Here is a 21,435-nt window from a genome sequence, read left to right as displayed (position 1 = left end):
GAGGTGCAGTAAAACGACAAGTAAATTGGCCACTAAAAGCAGACAAAAGTCTGTAACTAGTACAAATAAACATAGTTAACAATACTGCAAACTGACGTATAACGAGTATAGTATTTTTCGATTGAATTAACTCATTAGATTAAAGGTGATCCTTTTGCAAGGTTCTGAATTACAACAATTTATTATTGATAAACTTGAAGATTCTAAAGCTCAAGACATCATTGCATTAGATGTCCGTGGAAAATCAAGTGTAACGGATTACATGATTATTTGCACAGGTACATCAAGCAGACATCTTATGTCTGTGGCAGATAATCTCGTTGATGATTGCCGCGAAGCGGGATTACAACCTTTAGGTGTGGAAGGACAAGGTGTTTCTGATTGGATTGTCGTCGATCTTGGTGAAGCCATGGTACACGTAATGCAAGAAGATAGCCGTCGCATGTACGAACTTGAAAAACTCTGGAGCTGAGTTTGAAATTACAGCTCATTGCCGTTGGTACAAAAATGCCGGACTGGATACAGACCGGCTTTATGGATTATCTTAATCGATTTCCCAAAGACATGCCTTTAGAACTTATTGAGATACCCGCAGGTAAACGCGGAAAGAATGCCGATATTAAACGAATTCTCGAAAAAGAAGGCGAACAAATGTTAGCGGCTGTTGGTAAAGGGAATCGTATTGTCACTCTTGATATTCCTGGCGCTCGCTGGGATACGCCAAAACTTGCGGAACAACTTGATCGATGGAAGCTTGATGGTAGAAATGTCAGCTTATTAATTGGTGGTCCTGAAGGGTTAGCACCTGCTTGTAAAGCTGCAGCTGAACAAAGTTGGTCTTTATCTCCTTTAACAATGCCACACCCCCTTGTTCGTGTCGTAGTTGCAGAAAGTCTTTATCGAGCATGGAGTATTACGACAAACCATCCTTATCATCGTGAATAATCAATAGAATTGGCGGGTCAGTAAGTGAAGTCAAATGGGATGAAGAGAAAAAAACGTACCCCGTTTCGAGATTATACTGCGGAATCAAAATTGTTTATCCGCCGTGTGATCGTCGCATTTTCAGTAATTATTATATTAAGTGGTGTTTTGGTTTTTAACCTCAATCACTTACAAATCGCTCGCCATGACGATTATCAAACACGTTCAAATGATAACCGAATTAAACTTGTCCCAATTGCACCTAGTCGTGGCATTATTTACGATCGCAAAGGTATCCCTCTTGCGCTCAACCGTACTATCTACCAGTTAGAAGTCGTACCTGAAAAGGTAACAAACTTACAAGAAACGCTTGAAAGTTTGAGAGAAGTTGTTGACTTAACTGATGAAGATATCGCCGCTTTTGAAAAAGAGCGTAAGCGCTCTCGTCGATTTAGCTCTATTCCCTTAAAAACTACACTTAGCCAAGTGCAAGTTGCGCGTTTTGCTATCAATCAATATCGTTATCCGGGCTTAGAAATCAAAGGTTATCAACGCCGTTATTATCCTTATGGCTCAGCATTAACACATGTAATTGGTTATGTTGCAAAAATTAACGATAAAGATGTTGAACGCCTTGATAAAGAAGGTTTATCACCTAATTACGCTGCTACTCATGATATCGGTAAATTAGGTATTGAACGTTATTATGAGTCTGTATTACACGGAACAACTGGCTATGAAGAAGTTGAAGTCAATAGCCGTGGTCGCGTTATTCGCCAATTACATGAACAACCGCCACAAGCAGGTAAAGATATTTACCTTACCGTTGATCTTGAATTACAGACCTATATTGAAACATTACTCACCACAAGCCGAGCTGCTGTTGTAGTGACTGATCCTCGTAATGGTGAAATTTTAGCCCTTGTCTCAAACCCAAGTTACGATCCGAACTTATTTGTGGGCGGTATTTCTAATACTGATTATCAAGGATTGCTAAATAACCCTGATAGACCGCTAATAAATAGAACAACACAAGGCCTTTATCCACCAGCCTCAACGGTTAAACCCTTTATGTCTGTTGCTGCATTAAGTGAAGGGGTTATTACTGCGAATACGACTATCCACGATCCTGGCTGGTGGCAACTTCCTGGCTCTGAAAAACGCTATCGTGACTGGAAACGCTGGGGGCATGGTAAACTTAACGTTACCAAGTCCATTGTTGAGTCTGCGGATACATTTTTCTACCAAGTTGCTTATGATATGGGAATCGATCGTATATCAACTTGGATGGGGCGCTTTGGCTATGGCGAATACACAGGAATTGATCTATCCGAAGAACGTAATGGCATCATGCCAACGCGCGAGTGGAAACAGCAACGTTATAAAAAACCTTGGTATCAAGGTGATACGATCCCTGTCGGAATTGGTCAAGGTTATTGGACAGCAACGCCAATTCAAATGGCAAAAGCGTTAATGACATTGATTAATGATGGTCAAGTTAAAACTCCTCACCTACTTTACGGTACGAAACTGGGTAATGAAATGTTGCCTTATGTTGATACTGAAACCCGTCAAATTGGTGATATTAACTCTGGCTATTGGGAATTAGCAAAACATGGTATGTATGGTGTGGCTAACTTCCCTAATGGCACAGGTCGCCGAAGTTTTGCTGATGCTCCTTATAAAGTGGCAGCTAAATCAGGAACTGCACAGGTGTTTAGTTATGAAACATACAACGCAAGCCAATTAGCTGAACATCTTCGTGACCACAAACTGATGATTGCCTTTGCGCCTTATGATAAGCCGACTGTTGCTATAGCAATTATTTTAGAAAATGGTGGTGCTGGCCCTTCTGTCGGTGATATTACAAGACAAATTCTTGACCACATTCTCCTAGGTGATAACAACACAGTGTTACCTGATTCGCCACCTGCTCCACGCGGTTCAGAGGAATAATCATTATGACTGAAAATAATAAGAAAAAATCCTTCTGGACCCGAGTCCATATAGACCCTCTATTCTTGCTCTGTATTATTGCTTTATTGGGATACAGCGCATTTATTATGTGGAGTGCAAGTGGCCAAGATCCAGAAATGATGCAACGCAAATTAGGCCAGATTGGTATGGGGTTTATGATCATGATAGTCATGGCTCAAATCCCACCACGAGTCTATGAGAGTTGGGCACCACATCTCTATTTCTTTTGCGTTATCTTGCTTATTCTTGTTGATGTCTTTGGTCAAATAAGTAAAGGTGCTCAACGCTGGTTAGATTTAGGTATTGTACGTTTCCAACCTTCAGAAATTGCTAAAATTGCGGTGCCATTAATGGTAGCACGATTTATGAACCGCGATATCTGCCCGCCTACGTTGCGTAATACAGCTATTGCTTTGGTACTTATTTTTGTACCAACGTTATTAGTTGCGGCACAGCCCGATTTAGGAACATCTATTCTTGTTGCCGCATCGGGTTTATTTGTTCTTTTTCTTGCAGGAATGAGTTGGCGCCTTATCACTGTAGCCATAGTTCTTGTTGCTGCTTTTATCCCCATACTCTGGTTTTTCCTTATGCATGATTACCAACAAGCTAGGGTAATGATGCTGCTTGACCCTGAATCTGATCCACTCGGCGCCGGATATCATATCATCCAATCTAAAATTGCCATTGGTTCTGGCGGATTACATGGAAAAGGATGGTTACAAGGCACGCAATCTCAATTAGAATTCTTACCAGAGCGCCATACAGACTTTATTTTTGCTGTATTGGCTGAAGAACTCGGATTAATTGGTGTTTTGATACTGCTAGCTCTTTATATACTCTTAATTGCGCGAGGCCTTTACCTTGCAACGAAAGCACAAAATACATTTGGTAGAGTAATGATTGGCGGATTAATGCTAATCTTCTTTGTCTATGTCTTTGTCAACATAGGAATGGTGAGTGGTATTCTTCCTGTTGTCGGTGTTCCGTTACCGCTAATGAGTTATGGAGGCTCTGCCCTAATTGTCTTAATGGCAGGATTTGGCATTGTTATGTCTATTCATACACACCGAAAACTATTATCGAAAAGTTTATAATGAGGTTTCTATGCGTCTGCAATGGGTTTTGATAGGTATCAGTGCATTGCTACTTTCAGGGTGTGTTGTTGATAAACCGAACACTAATAAACAGCCAGCACCATTACCCAATGTGCCTGCTCAACGTGTTCTCGGTGCTGAACCTCGTTACGAGCCTTATCACCCAACGGCAAATCAAGATTACCGAAAAAATGGTGTGGTCTATCGTATTGTGACTGATCCCGCAAACTTTAGTGAGCGAGGAGAGGCTATTGTTTATGATAGCTTAGCTATGAGTCGTTTAACGACTATTGGTGAACGTGTCAATCCCTATGAATTTGCAGCTGCACATCCCACATTACCCATTCCAAGTTATGTAAAAATTACAAACTTACTCAATGGGCGCACAATGGTTGTCAGGATCAATGACCGTGGCCCTTACGTCAACGGTAAACAAATCCAAGTCACTCCCGCCGTTTCTGATAGTTTGCGTTTAATGCCAACAACACCATTGCAAATTGAAGGGATCGTCGTCGATCAAAATGGCCATATGAGTGGTATTGGTACACACGGGGCTCAAATTGAGAAGAAAACAACAGCCTTACCCGAGCGCCCTAATTTTAATGCTCAATCAACAACATCTACACCATTAACAACATCTGCACCTGTTAATATGCCTATTGAGCCACCAGCACAACCGGAAGTCAAAGTTCCAGCTTCAGCTCCAGCTCCAGCTCCAGTATTACTATCAAACTCCATAGCGCAAGGCTTTTATGTACAAGTTGGCGCACTCAGTAACGAAAATAATGCTCAGTTTTGGCTCAATGATTTATCGTCATCATTTGGTACTCAAGGCGTGATTAATAAAACAGATGGACTATATAAGGTACAACTCGGCCCTTATTCCTCTAAAGATCAAGCCGAAGCAATAAAAAACAAACTGAAACAAGTTAAAGATATCTCTGGGTTTATTATTACTCAATAAAGGTAAGATGACGTAAAATCCTTTTTATATCAGCAAATTCAAGCGTAGAATCGCCTGGTTTTGCTGATATTTTATTTATCAGCCCCTATTTTTCCCTGAATTTTCGGATTAAACAAACAGAATGAAACAGACACTCCCAGCTAAATTACTAAGAACGAGCCTATTAAGTGCCACTTTTGCTTTATTGACAGTAACGCATCAAAGCTTGGCTGATGATTCACTAAAAACAATGATACCCGCTGTTCCTAATATCGAAGCCGAATCTTATATTCTTATTGATTATAATTCTGGGAAAGTGCTGGCTGAAATGAATGCTGATGTTCGTCGCGATCCTGCAAGTTTAACCAAAATGATGACCAGTTATGTTATTGGACAATCTATTCGCGCAGGCAAAATTACTAATAACGATATCGTGCCAATTGGTGAAGAGGCATGGGCAACGGGTAACCCTGTTTTTCGTGGCTCCTCTTTAATGTTCTTAAAACCTGGCGACCAAGTTACTGTCGCACAATTAACCCGTGGCATTAATTTGCAATCAGGTAATGATGCTTGTGTAGCAATGGCCTCTTATGTCGCAGGTAGCCAAGATACATTTGTCACCATGATGAACGATTACGTTAAACGTCTCGGCTTAAAAAACACCCAATTTCAAACAGTTCATGGACTTGATGCTCCAGGGCAATATAGCTCTGCTCGTGATATGGCGTTAATTGGAGCCGCATTAATTCGTGATGTACCTGACGAATATGCCATCTACAAAGAGAAAGAGTATACCTATAACAATATCCGCCAAACGAATCGAAATGGATTGTTATGGGATAGCAGTTTAAATGTGGATGGTATTAAAACTGGCCACACTGCCTCAGCAGGTTATAACTTAGTTGCCTCAGCAACCGAAGGCAATATGCGCTTAATTTCAGCAGTAATGGGTGGCCATTCATCTAAAGGTCGTGATGCTGAAAGTAAAAAATTGCTGACTTGGGGTTTTCGCTTCTTTGAAACAGTAAAACCACTCCAAGTAGGTAAAGAGTTTGCAGCTGAACCAATTTGGTATGGTGAAACAGATAAAGTACAATTAGGCGTAGATAAAGATGTTTATTTAACTATCCCTCGTGGTCGATTAAAAGACTTAAAAGCAAGCTATGTCCTTGATAATGTAGAATTACATGCCCCAGTGAATAAAAACCAAGTTGTCGGAACTATTAATTTCCAACTTGATGGGCAAATTATTGAACAACGTCCACTCGTGGTGATGAATGAAGTAAAAGAAGGTGGCTTCTTTAGTCGCATTATCGATTACATCAAATTATTATTCTCACACTGGTTTGGCTAAGACTTGAAAAAGGTAAATGTGACCACATATAACTTACATATAGATATTGGCATAAACACATTTACCATTCCCCTATTTACCCTAATTACCAGTATCGCATTCCTTAATAATTAAGGAATGCGCTTTTTATTTGTCAAGATTAGGTGTAGATATAGATAATTAAAACAACAGTGTCTGTTGTCTTAAGGAATTACATTATGATGAAAACAAAATTAAATGAACTGTTAGAGTTCCCATGTTCTTTCACTTATAAAGTGATGGGTCATGCAAAACCAGAATTAGTGGATCAAGTCGTTGAAGTTATTCAACGCCACGCACCAGGTGATTATACTCCTTCTGTAAAACCAAGCAGCAAAGGCAATTACCATTCAGTTTCTATTACGATCAATGCAACCCATATCGATCAAGTAGAAACACTGTATAAAGAGTTAGGTGAGCTTGAACTAGTTCGTATGGTTCTGTAATCCCTTCATTTAAAATGATGAATTTTTCAAAAGCGCCTTTTACTCAGGCGCTTTTTCTTATCTTAATATCTTTCATTTTTCTCTCCTCTTCGGAAAAAAAACATCTCAATCTGGTAGTTCATTTACTGGGGCGTTATACTGCTCTTCACAATTACGCTACAAATGAAGATTTTCACGGTGCAAGACAAAACAATCATTATTCGCCAATTAGGTGTGAAACCCTACTTACCGGTTTCTGATTCTATGCATCAGTTTACGGAAAAACGGGAAAGTCACACACCTGATGAAATATGGCTCGTTCAACATGAACAAGTTTTTACTCAAGGCCAAGCAGGTAAAGCTGAACATTTATTAAACACAGGAACTATTCCTGTTATTCAATCTGATCGTGGCGGTCAGGTGACCTATCATGGCCCAGGCCAACAAGTCATGTATGTTTTAGTGGATTTAAAACGTAACCATATTGGTGTTCGCCAATTAGTCACTGCACTTGAAAATACCGTTATTGATACGCTAGCGGAATTTAATGTAGAAGCTTATGCTCGCGCTGATGCACCGGGCGTATATGTGAAAGGCGATAAAATCTGTTCGTTAGGGCTACGTATTCGTAAAGGTTGCTCTTTTCATGGTTTAGCCCTCAATATTGATATGGATTTATCCCCTTTTTCACGAATAAATCCTTGTGGTTATTCTGATCTGAAAATGACACAGTTAATTGATTTTGCTCCTAATACGACAACGACACAGGTAGCACCATTATTAGTTAAGCATTTTTGTACACAACTAGGATTCCAACCACAGTAATAAAAATGCTATAATTTTTTTAACATTTGTCATTTTTTTTTAAAACCCTGATTACCTCAGTCACATCGTGTTAATCACTCTAGATAACTGGAACTGGCACAATTATGAGTAAACCTATTCAGATGGAACGCGGAGTTAAATATCGCGACGCCGATAAAATGGCACTTATTCCTGTTAAAACAGTCGCTACAGAACGTGAACAACTGCTACGCAAACCTGATTGGATGAAAATAAAGCTGCCCGCTGATTCAAGTAAAATTCAGGGCATCAAAGCAGCAATGCGTAAAAATGGCCTTCATTCTGTCTGTGAAGAGGCATCTTGTCCTAACCTTGCAGAGTGCTTCAATCACGGAACGGCAACCTTTATGATCTTGGGCGCAATCTGTACACGTCGTTGCCCATTTTGTGATGTCGCTCATGGCCGACCAAATGCTCCCGATCCACAAGAGCCAGAGAAGCTCGCACAAACCATTAAAGATATGGGATTACGCTATGTTGTTATCACCTCAGTAGACCGTGATGACTTACGTGATGGCGGTGCCCAACATTTTGCCGATTGTATCGCCGCTATTCGTGCAAAGAATCCTACTATTCGTATTGAAACACTAGTACCAGATTTCCGTGGTCGTATGGATAAAGCACTTGAAATCCTGACAGACACTCCACCAGATGTCTTTAACCATAACTTAGAGAATGTACCTCGCGTTTATCGTCAAGTACGCCCAGGTGCTAACTATCAATGGTCATTGACACTATTAGAACGCTTTAAACAAGCACACCCTGATATTCCAACAAAATCAGGCCTGATGGTAGGTCTTGGGGAAACCAACGAAGAAATTATTGACGTTATGCGTGATCTGCGTAAACATGGGGTAACGATGCTGACATTAGGGCAATATTTACAGCCAAGTCGCCACCATCTTCCTGTTCAACGCTACGTCAGTCCTGACGAGTTTGAATATATGAAAGAACAAGCACTTGCAATGGGCTTTACTCACGCAGCTTGTGGGCCTTTTGTTCGCTCATCTTATCATGCCGACCTTCAAGCTCAGGGGATTGAGGTTAAATAACGATTAATCTCTCATGCTTAACATTGCAATTGCTGTATTTATAGGTGGTGGTTTAGGTAGCGTATTACGCTGGCTAATTAGCTACCGCCTAAATTCTATTTTTCCTCATTTTGCCACAGGCACCTTTGTTGCTAACTGTATTGGTGCATTTATTATTGCCTTTGGTATCGCTTGGTTTAGCAAAGCACCACATATTGATCCTATTTGGAAAATTATGCTGACAACGGGCTTTTGTGGCGGTCTGACAACTTTTTCAACCTTTTCGGTTGAAGTGGTTTCTCTCTTAACAGAAGGGAAAATTGGATGGGCATTAAGCACCATGGGGGCTAATTTAGCGGGCTCATTTTTAATGACAGCATTTGCATTTTGGTTATTACGTGAAATGTAATATTAGAGACATAATAGCCTATTCAATAATAGGCTTAACTCTAGAAACATTAAAACCCGTTAAAAACGAGTTTGCTATATAAAATACAAATCCGTTAAAAACGAGTTTGCTATATAAATATAAAAACCCGTTAAAAACGGGTTTTTACTGTCTCAAAGAAGTCGTTAATTAGATAGCGACAACGTTTGCAGCAGATGGCCCTTTCGCGCCGTCAGTAACTTCAAACTCTACTTTTTGACCTTCAGCAAGGGTTTTAAAGCCTTCTGATGTAATAGCGGAAAAGTGTACAAATACATCTTTGCTGCCATCTTCTGGAGTGATAAAACCAAAACCTTTAGTTTCGTTAAACCACTTAACGTTACCTTTTAATTTAGACATCAAGTTTACCTTTAAAATAGAAAATAAACGCAAGCGTTTTGCGTTGGCTATAGTAAAACAAAAATGATGATTCCCTGTCCACAGCCTAGATCACGAAACTCACATTTTTTTTCTGCTAAATGATTAATATTCAGACAAATCCCATGCCTTAACCCATAGTTCACTTAAGAAACAATACTTAATACTTACAATCTGAACTATTCATCAACTTCTACTTTTTCATATTGAAGTAGCCAACGCTTAATATCTAACCCGCCAGTATAGCCAACTAACTTGCCGTTATGACCAATAACTCGATGACAAGGAATAATTAAAGAAATTGGATTGCGTGAATTTGCCATTCCGACCGCCCTGCAATAATTGACCGAACCTAATGTAAGTGCCAATTTTTTATAACTCCAAATTTCACCATAAGGGATTGTCTGTAATGTCTTCCAAACACGGCTTTGAAACTCCGTTCCTTCTGGTGCCAGTGGCACAGAAAAGGCGGTACGTTTACCCGCAAAATACTCTTTTAATTGTTTTATACATTGATTAATTACGGGGCTTGAATTCACAGCAACATCTTTGTCATTTACAAAATAGAGGCTGGTGATCCCTTTTTCATTGGCTGTAATAGAGATATAAGGTTTTGGGAAGCCAACAGGTGCATCGAGATAGTCTTGGTACATAATATTTTCTCTGCTGATTTGTCTGTAGCACTAAGAGTAAATCATGCGTGATTGATAATGCAATCATCTAATTACTTGTATATCTAATAAAAATAGATCAATAGCGAGATCGAAAAATAAAATTAGTGCGCTAACTGTTTAATTTTAATGATAATCATTATCAAAATAGAAAAACACCATATATTGTGTGGTTGAAAATAAATAACTCTATATATAGTATTTAAGTACTTCTCATTATGGATGTGAAAACAGACGCATCCATATTTTTATAAGGGTTATTTTTATGTCTGTTATCCTCTATACCAAACCGAATTGCGTTCAATGTAGTGCCACAGAACGCGCATTAAAACAGAAAAATATTCCGTTTGTTGCTGTTGATCTCACCCAAGATACACAAGCCTTAGCTCAAATAGTCTCTATGGGATATCGCCAAGTTCCCGTTGTTGTTCATGGTGATCAACATTGGTCGGGTTTCTGCCCTGATAAGATAAGACAGATTACGCTCTAAAGGAGCCTTTCATGCAAACTGCATCTTTGATCTATTTTTCAAGTCGTTCGGAAAACTGCCATCGGTTTGTGCAAAAGCTTCATTTACAGGCGACTAGAATTATTGAAGATGAAATATTACTTGCAACACAGCCATTTGTGTTGCTTTGCCCTACTTACGGTGGCGGCGGTACTAAAGGTGCAGTTCCTAAAGCGGTTATTCAGTTTTTAAATATTCGTGAAAACCGCCAACTAATACGCGGTGTTATTGCTTCTGGAAATACAAATTTTGGTACAGCTTATGGGTTGGCTGGAGACATCATTGCACAAAAATGCCAAATCCCTTTTTTATATCGATTTGAGCTATTAGGCACACCAGAAGATGTAAAACGTGTAAAGACTGGTTTAAGTACGTTTTGGTCAAACCTAGCAGACCACGGCGTCACGAGATAATTAACATGACACAATCAATAGAACAACTTGATTACCATGCCTTAAATGCCATGCTAAATCTGTATGATGAGCAAGGTAATATTCAGTTTGATAAAGACAAATTAGCGACACATCATTTTTTTCGCCAACATGTAAATCAAAACACGGTATTTTTTCATGATTTAAAAGAAAAACTCGAGTTTTTAGTACAACAACACTATTACGAAGCTCAAGTATTAGAACAATATGAATTTGCCTTTATCAAACAGCTATTCAAACATGCTTATAGCAAAAAATTTCGCTTTCAATCTTTTTTAGGTGCTTTTAAATACTATACCAGTTACACCTTAAAAACCTTTGATGGTGAGCGTTATCTTGAACGCTATGAAGATCGCGTCTGTATGGTAGCGCTTACTCTTGCACAAGGTGATACCAACCTTGCCATTCATCTCGTTGATGAAATTATTAGTGGTCGTTTCCAGCCCGCAACACCAACTTTCCTAAATTGTGGAAAACAACAACGTGGTGAATTGGTTTCCTGCTTTCTATTGCGTATAGAAGATAATATGGAATCTATCGGTCGATCGGTCAATTCTGCATTACAGCTTTCTAAACGTGGTGGCGGCGTTGCATTTTTGCTTACTAATTTACGTGAAGCCGGTGCCCCTATTAAGCGTATAGAAAATCAATCTTCTGGCGTAGTTCCCGTCATGAAAATGCTTGAAGATGCTTTTTCCTATGCAAACCAATTAGGTGCAAGACAAGGTGCTGGCGCTGTTTATCTTCATGCTCACCATCCTGATATCTATCATTTTCTTGATACCAAAAGAGAGAATGCGGATGAAAAAATCCGAATAAAAACTCTCTCTTTAGGCGTTGTTATCCCTGATATCACGTTTGAATTAGCAAAACGTAATGAAGATATGTATCTCTTCTCACCTTATGATGTAGAACGTGTTTATGGCGTACCAATGTCAGAAATTAGTGTTAGCGAAAAATACAGTGAGATGGTGAATAACGCACAAATACGTAAAAAGAAAATTAAAGCGAGAGAGTTCTTTCAAACATTAGCCGAAATTCAATTTGAGTCTGGCTATCCTTATATCATGTTTGAAGATGCGGTAAACCGCGCAAATCCTATCGCAGGTAGAATTAACATGAGCAATCTCTGCTCTGAAATTTTACAAGTCAACAGCGCAAGTGAGTATCACCCAGACTTAAGTTATCGCCATATCGGTCATGATATCAGTTGTAACTTAGGTTCTATGAATATTGCTATGGCAATGGATTCTCCTAACTTTGCACATACCGTCAGCACTGCAATTAGGGCATTAAGCAATGTCTCTGAAATGACGAAAATTGAGTCGGTTCCTTCTATTGAAAAAGGTAATCTCGCTTCTCATGCGATTGGTTTAGGACAAATGAATTTGCATGGCTATTTAGCGCGTGAAAGAATTTATTATGGCTCTGAAGAAGCATTAGATTTCACCAATATCTATTTTTATACTGTCACTTATTATGCGTTATTAGCTTCAAACCAATTAGCCATTGAAAAAAAACAACACTTTAAAGGTTTTGAAAACTCAAAATACGCAACAGGTGAATACTTTAATAAGTATCTATCACAACAATGGCTGCCGAAAACACAGAAAGTCCACCAGTTGTTTAGTCAATCGAATATCCATATTCCTACACAAGAAGATTGGCAAACACTCAAACACTCTATTATGACGCATGGGATCTACAACCAAAACTTACAAGCGATACCACCTACTGGGTCTATTTCCTATATAAATCATTCCACATCAAGCATTCACCCTATTGCAGCACCAATAGAAATTAGAAAAGAAGGCAAGATTGGACGAGTTTATTACCCAGCTCCATTTATGACTAATGAAAATCGCCAATATTATCAAGATGCGTATGAAATTGGGGCAGAAAAGATTATCGATACCTATGCAGAAGCGTCACAACATATCGATCAAGGCTTATCACTGACATTATTCTTTTCAGATGAAGCCACAACAAGAGATATTAACAAAGCACAAATTTATGCTTGGCGTAAAGGAATTAAAACCTTGTATTACATTCGTATCCGACAATCCGCATTAGCAGGCACTGAAATTAAAGGCTGTGTTTCGTGCGCACTTTAATAATTACAATAAGGAGAACATAGCATGTCATCACCTTTATTAAGTCATGTTAATGCGATTAACTGGAATCGTATTGAAGACGAAAAAGATTTAGAGGTTTGGAACCGTTTAACCATGAATTTTTGGTTACCTGAAAAAATTCCACTCTCTAATGACATTCCTTCATGGAACACATTAACTCAAGCCGAAAAGCAGCTCACTATTCGTGTTTTTACTGGGTTAACGTTACTGGACACGATCCAAAATACAGTAGGCGCGCCAACATTGATGCCTGATGCATTGACACCACATGAAGAGGCAGTGTTATCCAATATCTGTTTTATGGAAGCTGTTCATGCTCGCTCTTACAGCTCGATATTTTCCACACTCTGCTTAACAACAGATGTTGATGAGGCATATCGTTGGAGTGAGGAAAACCCTTACCTGCAAAAGAAAGCAGATATTATTCTGCGCTATTATCAAGACAGCGATCCTTTAAAGAAAAAAATTGCCAGTGTATTTTTAGAATCTTTTTTATTTTATTCTGGATTCTATTTACCTATGTATTGGTCAAGTAGAGGAAAATTAACCAATACAGCCGATTTAATTCGTCTCATTATTCGTGATGAAGCCGTTCATGGTTATTATATTGGCTATAAATTTCAAAATCAGTTATTAAATAAATCTGAATTAGAGAAACAAGATATTAAAGATTTTGCATTTTCATTATTATTAGATTTATATGACAATGAAGTTAAATATACTGAAGATCTTTATGATACTGTGGGTTGGACAGAGGATGTAAAAAAATTCCTTCATTATAATGCAAATAAAGCATTAATGAATTTAGGTTATGAAGCATTATTCCCTGATGAAATAACAGATGTCAGTGCAGCGATCCTTTCATCATTATCGCCTGATGCTAATGAAAATCACGATTTCTTTTCTGGCTCAGGTTCATCTTATGTTATTGGAAAAACCATTAATACTGAAGACGATGATTGGGATTTTTAATACAAAATAATACAACTAAGTGTATTAGAACCAATAAAATACATTCGATTTAATTATATATTTCGATTTTAACGTAACGCACTGAAAAATAGATATTATTTTTTTGTGCGTTTTTATTCGTTCAATAAATCACCTAATTGTATGATTTTTACCGTTTGATTTATTCAAATAATCAATTTTTTACGAATGGTTTTAGCTTATTTAAAATATCCAAACCGATAATAACCCAAAAAACATTACATTTTCTAATATATATGGATTTTTTTTCATTTATTTTTTCCTTATTTTCGCCTCAATTTAGTTATTTACTGCCTGTTTTTATTGAGATCCTAATCAAAATAACAATATGTTTAAAAACAACTGTATTTCAGTAAGTTAAAAGAAATATTATCTTTTAATAAAAAAGTTTTATTTCACTTTATTTAATTGTTAATCATTATAAAAATAAAGAAAAAACATCCCGGTTTTTTAATTAATTATAATTAACATAGGGTTGTCAGATGCAATCATTGTGGTAGGGTATTTCCCTTACTAAAAATCTTATTTAGGAAAACAACAATACTGATTTAATTAAATTTAATTTATTCCTTTCATTATTTAAATAGGAAATAATATATTGCATGGCAATTAAACTCGAAGTAAAAAATCTCTATAAAGTATTTGGCGAGCACCCCAAACGAGCCTTTGAATTATTAAAATCGGGTATGAATAAAGATCAGATTTTTGATAAAACAGGTTTAACCGTTGGTGTTCAAAATGCAAATCTGGCAATTGAAGAAGGCGAAATATTTGTCATCATGGGATTATCTGGCTCAGGTAAATCCACCCTAGTCCGCCTTCTCAATCGTCTGATCTCTCCTACAAAGGGAGAGGTGCTTATTGATGGTGAAAATATTGCCACCATGTCTGATAAAGAATTACGACAAGTTCGACGTAAAAAAATCAGTATGGTGTTTCAGTCATTCGCCTTAATGCCACATATGAATGTGCTTGATAACACAGCTTTCGGAATGGATCTTGCTGGATTAAGCAAAGATGAACGTTATAAAAAAGCAATGGATGCGTTAGAGCAAGTCAATCTTGGTAGTTACGCGAACTCTTGGCCTGATGAGCTTTCTGGTGGGATGCGTCAACGTATTGGTCTAGCTCGCGCACTTGCCAATGATCCCGATATCTTGTTAATGGACGAGGCTTTTTCAGCACTTGACCCATTAATTAGAACTGAAATGCAAGATGAGTTATTGAGCTTACAAGGCGATAAACAGCGTACTATTGTGTTTATTTCTCATGATCTTGATGAAGCCATGCGTATTGGTGATCGTATTGCCATTATGCAAGGTGGGGTCGTCGTCCAAATCGGCACACCTGATGAAATACTAAATAATCCAGCTAATGATTATGTACGCACATTCTTCCGTGGGGTTGATATTAGCCATGTATTTAGTGCAAAAGATATTGCCAAACGTCGCCCTGAAACCTTATTACATGTTGCTCCCGGTTTCGGCCCTCGCTCAGCATTAAAAGTGCTTGAAGATGAAGATAGAAATTTTGGTTATCTCATTGAACGAGGTAGGAAGTTTATTGGTATTGTTTCTGTGAACTCTCTTGAAGAGGCTCTAAAAAATAAACAACCTATTGAATCAGCCATTTTATCCGAACCTTGCGCTATAAATGGTGATACACCATTAAATGAGCTGATTTCAACTGTTGCACAATCTCCCTGTGCTATTCCTGTTATTGATGAAAAAAACCGCTATATCGGTTTAATTTCTAAAGGAATGTTACTACAAGCACTGGATAAGGAGACGCCAAATGAGTAATACAACAAATCAAGATACGGTTTTAGATACAAATATCCAAGAAACCGCAACAAGCGAGACAGCTCAGGAGACAACCCATAGCGTAAATGATGATCCTTGGGCTACAACCGATACCAGTACAACAGAAAGTGATCCTTGGAGCAGTGCTGACAGTTCATCGGCAGATGTCGATCCATGGGGAGCTGGCAGTAGTAGTGACAATATTGATACATCATCCGCAGGGAGTGATTGGCTAGATGCAACACCTACTGATGTTGCGCCAGACTCTTTTAATCTTATGGACCCCTTTCATAATACACTGATCCCTTTGGATTCGTGGGTTACCGACGCAATTGATTGGATAGTATTGCACTTTCGTCCTGTGTTCCAAGGTATTCGAGTCCCCGTTGATTTTGTATTAAGTGGCTTTGAGAATTTCTTAACCTCAATGCCAGCACCTATTGCCATTATTTTATTTTCACTGATTGCATGGCAACTCTCAGGCAAAGTGATGGGCATCACCTCGTTTATTTCATTGATATTGATTGGTGCGATTGGCGCTTGGTCTGAAGCTATGGTTACGCTTGCTTTAGTACTAACTTCGTTACTGTTCTGTCTGATAATTGGACTTCCCTTAGGGATATGGCTTGCCAATAGTGATAGGGCATCAAAAATTGTTCGGCCTTTACTTGACGCAATGCAAACTACCCCTGCATTCGTTTACTTAGTACCTATTGTAATGCTATTTGGGATTGGTAATGTGCCAGGTGTTGTAGTCACTATTATTTTTGCTTTGCCGCCTATTGTAAGACTGACCATTTTAGGGATCAAACAAGTTCCTGAAGATTTAATTGAAGCAGCTCAATCATTTGGGGCAAATCCACGACAAATGTTGTTTAAAGTGCAGTTACCACTCGCCATGCCAACAATTATGGCTGGTGTAAACCAAACCTTGATGTTAGCGCTTTCAATGGTTGTTATTGCGTCAATGATAGCCGTTGGTGGATTAGGTCAAATGGTATTACGTGGTATTGGTCGCCTTGATATGGGACTTGCTGCTGTAGGGGGTGCCGGTATTGTTATTCTCGCGATTATTCTTGACCGATTAACGCAATCCTTGGGGCAGAATAGTCGTCATAAAGGCAATCGATGCTGGTATATGACAGGCCCTATTGGCTTAATTTGCCGACTATTTGGCAAAAAAGCATCGTAATAAATATTTTCACTATTAATTAAAAATCTATAAAGAACATAACGTTCAATCAATATAAGAAATAGAGGCGACAGTTCGCTGTCGCTATTTATCTCTTACTATCACAACAGAAGGAAAAACTATGCGTAATCCAGTTATCTGGGCAACCGTATTGTCCGCCACACTGATAAGCACCCAGTTATCCGCTGCTGATTTACCCGGAAAAGGGATTTCGGTTCAACCTGTGCAAAGTACAATTTCGGAAGAAACGTTTCAAACCTTAATCGTCAACAAAGCACTCGAACAATTAGGCTACACAGTTCAACCGATCAAAGAAGTCGATTACAACGTTGCTTATTCCTCTATCGCCAACGGTGATGCCACTTTTATGGCGGTAAGTTGGGTTCCACTTCATAACTCACAATATGAAGCTGCAGGTGGTGATAACACTTTTTATCGTAAAGGCGATTATGTCGTTAATGCAGCTCAAGGCTACTTAATTGACAAGAAAACAGCTGAAAAATACAACATCACCAATATTGAGCAATTTAAAGATCCTAAAATTGCCAAACTCTTTGATGCCAATGGTGACGGTAAAGCCGATTTAACAGGTTGTAACCCAGGCTGGGGATGCGAAGAAGCCATCAATAATCACTTAAAAGCCTATGATTTAGAAAAATCAGTTACACATAATCAAGGTAATTACGCGGCTATGATGGCAGATACCATTACTCGCTACAAAGAAGGTAAACCTATTTTTTATTACACATGGACACCATATTGGATAAGTGATGTATTAAAACCGGGTAAAGATGTTGTTTGGTTACAAGTGCCATTTTCATCTTTACCGGGTGATGACAAAACAGACACCACATTAGCAAATGGTAAAAACTATGGCTTCCCACCAAGTACCATGCATATTGCAGCAAATAAAAAGTGGGCTGAAGAAAACCCTGCTGTGGCAAAACTCTTTGAAGTCATGAAAGTGTCTGTTGCCGATATCAATGCGCAGAACTTACGTATGCATAATGGTCAAAAATCACAGGCTGATATTGAACGTCATGCAAATGCGTGGATCAAAGCTCATCAGAAAACATTTGATGGTTGGGTTGAACAAGCTCGAAGTGCCACGCAATAACATCATAAAATAACAAAGACTCTAAAATAGAGATTATTATTAAACAGGCTACAATTTTGTGGCCTGTTTTTATTTATAAATAACTAGAATGATAGGTAATTAAACAAAATACGTTTATACAATAAAAAATCTTACCCCTACTTTATTATTAAGATTATTCTTCTTATTAATCACTTAAATAACCCTTCCTTTCATTCATTGAATTCTTCAATTATGATTATCTTTTTCTCCAGTTGCCATTTTGGCATTCTCATTTTTATATTGAAGATTTAGATAAGGAATAAATTGTGTCTTACACTAACAAACCTGTACCTGAAGAAATTAAACGTTGGAACTGGGGTGCTTTCATGTTTAATATTATTTGGGGTTTTGGTAATAAATCCTATCTTCCATTATTAGCACTCGTTCCTTTACTTAACCTTATCTGGATTTTTGTTTGTGGTATTAAAGGTAATGAATGGGCTTGGAAAAGTGGTGATTACGATTCTGTTGAAACCTTTATGAAAGTACAAGAAACATGGAATAGAGCTGGCTTTGTTTATTTTATTATCAGTATCGTTATGGCTGTTCTTTTCTTTATTTTCTTCTTCACTACCATGATGGCAATGATTGCAACTTCTGCATCATACGGTTATTAATTCAATACTTTGAATATTGAACGCTTAATGACAATAAACCCCATATTATTTTCGTGGGGTTTTCTATAAAAATTTATCTATTCTCCTGTCACTAACTTTTTAAAGTTCTAAATTAAAGATCCATCTCAAATTGATTAATGATAATGAAAAAGCCCCTTAAAATATCTTAATTAACTACTATTTTGATAAGGAGCCTTCTATTTTCCATACGCCTTTAAAAAAGTATCCACCGCATTTTTCACCCACAAATCTTGTCTTGCCATTGAAAGTGTTGATGTGGGATGAGTTAAGTATTCCAAATGCCCTTCTCCACGTAACATGCTAGTAAAAAGCTGTGCTGCTTGGGTAGCGCCAATAGCATTAATATTAATTTTTCCTGCATTCGCAGCATTGATAAAATAATTAGTAATTTTATCAATAACTGGTTTTGGTCCTGCTAAATAAAATCGGTGGCTTATTTCAGGAAAACGAGGGGCCTCAGCAACAATCAGACGGAATAATGCAATTGATGATGGAGAAAAAACTAATTGTAAGTAAGAAACACCAAGTTGAGTAAGTGCATCTTCTATATTGCCGTCAACAATTTTCATTGTATTAAATGCATGTCCCATTATACGACATTCTTTATCAATCACGGCCGTAAATATCGCTTCTTTGCTAGGAAAACACGCATACATTGTCGCCTTTGATACCCCCGCTTTACGTTGGATCATATCTGTTGTCGCGGCACTAAAACCATGAACAAAAAATATCTCTGTAGCAGCATTAAGCACTGCTAACTCTTTTTCATCGGCTGTAGTCATTGATTTTGGCGAAAGCATATTGTCACTCATCAATTAAAAATTAGATAACACAAAGCTAGCATATTTACTGCCTATCATCAAACAAACCGATCGGTACAACAAACAATAAAAAATAAATTAAAAAAGTCCAATACATATATTTATTGACATTTATAAACTATAAATATTACAGTACCGATCGGTTTAGTTTACTTTTTACACGCCTAATAAGTCTACGTTAGTAGCTAAAGGATCTTTATGAAACAGACTTATCCGTACTCTCGCTTTTTTCAAAAAAAGCATCTCGCACTTCTTTTAGCTATTACGCTTTTAGGGTGTGTAAATACATCGGATATTCCAACATATTCAGCTGAACATATTGATATTTCATTACTTATACAAGACGCAGATAAAAAAGGTGACACCGCTTTAACAACAGAAACCATGCCGACGTTATGGTGGGAATTATTTAATGATCCAATGTTGATCACCCTTGAATCGGAAGCTGCCAAATCAAATTTTGATTTACAAACAGCCCTTCTTCGTGTTGAAGAAAGTAGAGCACAACTTGGACTAGCATTTGCACCTCGCTTGCCACAACTTGATGCTTCTAGTGGATATTCTCGCCAAGCGATTAGTAAAAACGAACCTCTATCCATGCTTGGTGCTCCCTCTACTGCAAGTAGCTCATGGAATTTAGGTCTCCAAGCAAGTTGGGAATTGGATTTGTGGGGATATCTTCGCCATCAAAATGAAGCTGCATTGGCAAAACTTCAGGTAACTAATTTCGGCATGATTGCGACTAGAAACTCGATTTCAGCTGAAGTTGCGCGAACTTATTTACTTGTTCGAGGAATTCAATCCCAAGAAAAAATATATAAAGAACATCGTAATATTGCACAGCGATTACTAACTATTGCTGAAGATAGGAAAAAAAATGGTGTAGCAACAATTTCTGATGTTGCATTAGCTCGTGCTGAATTAGCACAAATAGAAGCTCAATTGATGCAATTACAACAACAACGTGATTCATCAATAAATGCATTAGCATTATTATTAGGAAAACCACCTCATAAGCTAGTTATCTTACTTGTACCTAAAGATTTACCTTCAATGCCAGCACAGTTACCTGTGGGTATATCTTCAGATCTCGCCAAACAACGCCCTGATATTTTACAAGCTGAAGCAAACCTACGAGCAGCTGTTGCCGATATCGGTGCCGCAAGAGCTGATTTTTACCCTCGAATTAGTTTAACAGGCAATATTGGCCTACAAGCATTTGAATTATCAGATTTAGGTAGTTGGGATTCTCAGCGCTTTTCTATTGGGCCATCACTCTATTTGCCTATTTTCCAAGGTGGCCGTTTACAGCGCAACTTAGAGCTTAGTGAAGCTCGTCATCGTATTGCTGGTATTGCGTATCAACAAACCGTTTTAAAAGCTTGGCATGAAGTTGATGATGCCTTGAGTTCTTATATCACCGAAAAAAATCGTCATGAGCAACTACAACTTGCTTTTGAACAGAATAAAGCTGCCCTAAACATGATGGAAAATAATTATAAACAAGGGATAAGTGATTTTACCTCAGTGCTTATCGCACAACGTTCTTTACTCTCCAGCCAATCGAATTTAGTGGATTGTGCAACTAATTCTGCTCTTTCCGTTGTTTCACTCTACCGTGCTTTAGGCGGTGGTTGGTCTCCCGAATTACAAATTAATAAATAAAATATTGTAATGAAATATCAAATTAAT

The 21,435-nt window shown here is 38.0% G+C and carries 22 protein-coding genes; 19 read left to right on the top strand and 3 right to left on the bottom strand.

Going from position 1 to position 21,435, the window contains the following annotated elements:
* Window positions 1-145: 145 nt before the first annotated feature.
* The 10 genes from rsfS (at window position 146) to crcB (ending at window position 9,021) form a co-directional block, all read left to right on the top strand.
* Window positions 146-472 carry a ribosome silencing factor gene (gene rsfS / locus DK866_RS14765; protein WP_006537732.1) on the top strand — a complete coding sequence of 109 codons (327 nt, stop codon included), beginning with the start codon at window positions 146-148 and terminating at the stop codon, window positions 470-472.
* 2 nt (window positions 473-474) lie between these two features.
* Window positions 475-945 (top strand): 23S rRNA (pseudouridine(1915)-N(3))-methyltransferase RlmH, encoded by a 471-nt coding sequence (gene rlmH, locus DK866_RS14760; protein ID WP_004246050.1) that lies wholly within the window; start codon window positions 475-477, stop codon window positions 943-945.
* Window positions 946-984: 39 nt separating this feature from the next.
* On the top strand, window positions 985-2,880 hold the full coding sequence (gene mrdA, locus DK866_RS14755) for a peptidoglycan DD-transpeptidase MrdA (protein WP_109409511.1): 1,896 nt from the start codon (window positions 985-987) through the stop codon (window positions 2,878-2,880).
* A 5-nt stretch (window positions 2,881-2,885) separates the two neighbouring features.
* Window positions 2,886-3,998: a peptidoglycan glycosyltransferase MrdB gene (mrdB, locus tag DK866_RS14750; RefSeq protein WP_072070249.1), complete on the top strand. Its 1,113-nt coding sequence runs from the start codon at window positions 2,886-2,888 to the stop codon at window positions 3,996-3,998.
* A gap of 10 nt (window positions 3,999-4,008) precedes the next feature.
* Window positions 4,009-4,962 carry an endolytic peptidoglycan transglycosylase RlpA gene (rlpA, locus tag DK866_RS14745; RefSeq protein WP_109409510.1) on the top strand — a complete coding sequence of 318 codons (954 nt, stop codon included), beginning with the start codon at window positions 4,009-4,011 and terminating at the stop codon, window positions 4,960-4,962.
* A 121-nt stretch (window positions 4,963-5,083) separates the two neighbouring features.
* Window positions 5,084-6,295, top strand: coding sequence for a D-alanyl-D-alanine carboxypeptidase DacA (gene dacA, locus DK866_RS14740; protein ID WP_109409509.1), 1,212 nt, complete (start codon window positions 5,084-5,086; stop codon window positions 6,293-6,295).
* A 200-nt stretch (window positions 6,296-6,495) separates the two neighbouring features.
* A complete protein-coding gene (gene ybeD, locus DK866_RS14735; protein WP_036912266.1) occupies window positions 6,496-6,759 on the top strand; it encodes a DUF493 family protein YbeD in 264 nt (87 codons plus the stop codon).
* A 162-nt stretch (window positions 6,760-6,921) separates the two neighbouring features.
* Complete coding sequence (gene lipB, locus DK866_RS14730; RefSeq protein WP_109409508.1) at window positions 6,922-7,563, top strand: lipoyl(octanoyl) transferase LipB; 642 nt, start codon at window positions 6,922-6,924, stop codon at window positions 7,561-7,563.
* Window positions 7,564-7,667: 104 nt separating this feature from the next.
* Window positions 7,668-8,633 (top strand): lipoyl synthase, encoded by a 966-nt coding sequence (gene lipA, locus DK866_RS14725; protein WP_075671558.1) that lies wholly within the window; start codon window positions 7,668-7,670, stop codon window positions 8,631-8,633.
* 13 nt (window positions 8,634-8,646) lie between these two features.
* Window positions 8,647-9,021 carry a fluoride efflux transporter CrcB gene (crcB, locus tag DK866_RS14720; protein WP_109409507.1) on the top strand — a complete coding sequence of 125 codons (375 nt, stop codon included), beginning with the start codon at window positions 8,647-8,649 and terminating at the stop codon, window positions 9,019-9,021.
* 168 nt (window positions 9,022-9,189) lie between these two features.
* Here crcB and cspE read toward each other — a convergent pair whose 3' ends face one another.
* Together cspE and DK866_RS14710 are read right to left on the bottom strand one after the other, a co-directional pair.
* A complete protein-coding gene (gene cspE / locus DK866_RS14715; RefSeq protein ID WP_023581133.1) occupies window positions 9,190-9,399 on the bottom strand; it encodes a transcription antiterminator/RNA stability regulator CspE in 210 nt (69 codons plus the stop codon).
* Window positions 9,400-9,596: 197 nt separating this feature from the next.
* Entirely contained in the window at window positions 9,597-10,070 is a 474-nt protein-coding gene (locus tag DK866_RS14710) for a methylated-DNA--[protein]-cysteine S-methyltransferase (RefSeq protein ID WP_109409506.1), read from the bottom strand.
* A 283-nt stretch (window positions 10,071-10,353) separates the two neighbouring features.
* Here DK866_RS14710 and DK866_RS14705 point away from each other — a divergent pair, with 283 nt between their 5' ends.
* The 8 genes from DK866_RS14705 (at window position 10,354) to DK866_RS14670 (ending at window position 18,901) form a co-directional block, all read left to right on the top strand.
* A complete protein-coding gene (locus tag DK866_RS14705; protein ID WP_072070255.1) occupies window positions 10,354-10,578 on the top strand; it encodes a glutaredoxin family protein in 225 nt (74 codons plus the stop codon).
* A gap of 11 nt (window positions 10,579-10,589) precedes the next feature.
* Complete coding sequence (gene nrdI, locus DK866_RS14700; RefSeq protein ID WP_109409505.1) at window positions 10,590-11,009, top strand: class Ib ribonucleoside-diphosphate reductase assembly flavoprotein NrdI; 420 nt, start codon at window positions 10,590-10,592, stop codon at window positions 11,007-11,009.
* Window positions 11,010-11,014: 5 nt separating this feature from the next.
* Window positions 11,015-13,141 carry a class 1b ribonucleoside-diphosphate reductase subunit alpha gene (gene nrdE / locus DK866_RS14695; protein ID WP_109409504.1) on the top strand — a complete coding sequence of 709 codons (2,127 nt, stop codon included), beginning with the start codon at window positions 11,015-11,017 and terminating at the stop codon, window positions 13,139-13,141.
* Between the two features lie 24 nt (window positions 13,142-13,165).
* Window positions 13,166-14,134, top strand: coding sequence for a class 1b ribonucleoside-diphosphate reductase subunit beta (gene nrdF / locus DK866_RS14690; protein WP_109409503.1), 969 nt, complete (start codon window positions 13,166-13,168; stop codon window positions 14,132-14,134).
* A 620-nt stretch (window positions 14,135-14,754) separates the two neighbouring features.
* Window positions 14,755-15,954, top strand: a complete 1,200-nt coding sequence (gene proV / locus DK866_RS14685) for a glycine betaine/L-proline ABC transporter ATP-binding protein ProV (protein WP_109409502.1) — start codon at window positions 14,755-14,757, stop codon at window positions 15,952-15,954.
* A complete protein-coding gene (gene proW, locus DK866_RS14680) occupies window positions 15,947-17,146 on the top strand; it encodes a glycine betaine/L-proline ABC transporter permease ProW (protein WP_109409501.1) in 1,200 nt (399 codons plus the stop codon). The genes proV and proW overlap by 8 nt, the downstream gene beginning before the upstream one ends.
* A 121-nt stretch (window positions 17,147-17,267) precedes the next feature.
* Window positions 17,268-18,263, top strand: coding sequence for a glycine betaine/L-proline ABC transporter substrate-binding protein ProX (gene proX, locus DK866_RS14675; RefSeq protein ID WP_109409500.1), 996 nt, complete (start codon window positions 17,268-17,270; stop codon window positions 18,261-18,263).
* Between the two features lie 287 nt (window positions 18,264-18,550).
* Entirely contained in the window at window positions 18,551-18,901 is a 351-nt protein-coding gene (locus DK866_RS14670) for a ribonuclease G (protein WP_109409499.1), read from the top strand.
* Window positions 18,902-19,098: 197 nt separating this feature from the next.
* Here the strand turns inward: DK866_RS14670 and DK866_RS14665 are convergent, their stop codons facing one another.
* A complete protein-coding gene (locus tag DK866_RS14665) occupies window positions 19,099-19,722 on the bottom strand; it encodes a TetR/AcrR family transcriptional regulator (protein WP_109409498.1) in 624 nt (207 codons plus the stop codon).
* Between the two features lie 219 nt (window positions 19,723-19,941).
* Here DK866_RS14665 and DK866_RS14660 point away from each other — a divergent pair, with 219 nt between their 5' ends.
* Window positions 19,942-21,408, top strand: a complete 1,467-nt coding sequence (locus tag DK866_RS14660) for an efflux transporter outer membrane subunit (RefSeq protein WP_109409497.1) — start codon at window positions 19,942-19,944, stop codon at window positions 21,406-21,408.
* Window positions 21,409-21,435 lie beyond the last annotated feature (27 nt).

Origin of the sequence: Proteus genomosp. 4 str. ATCC 51469, from assembly GCF_003144375.1 — a bacterium.
In the GTDB taxonomy this organism is placed as follows: Bacteria; Pseudomonadota; Gammaproteobacteria; order Enterobacterales; family Enterobacteriaceae; genus Proteus.
The sequence above is the reverse complement of the archived record's forward strand: the minus strand, read 5'-3'. Positions and strand labels throughout refer to the sequence as shown.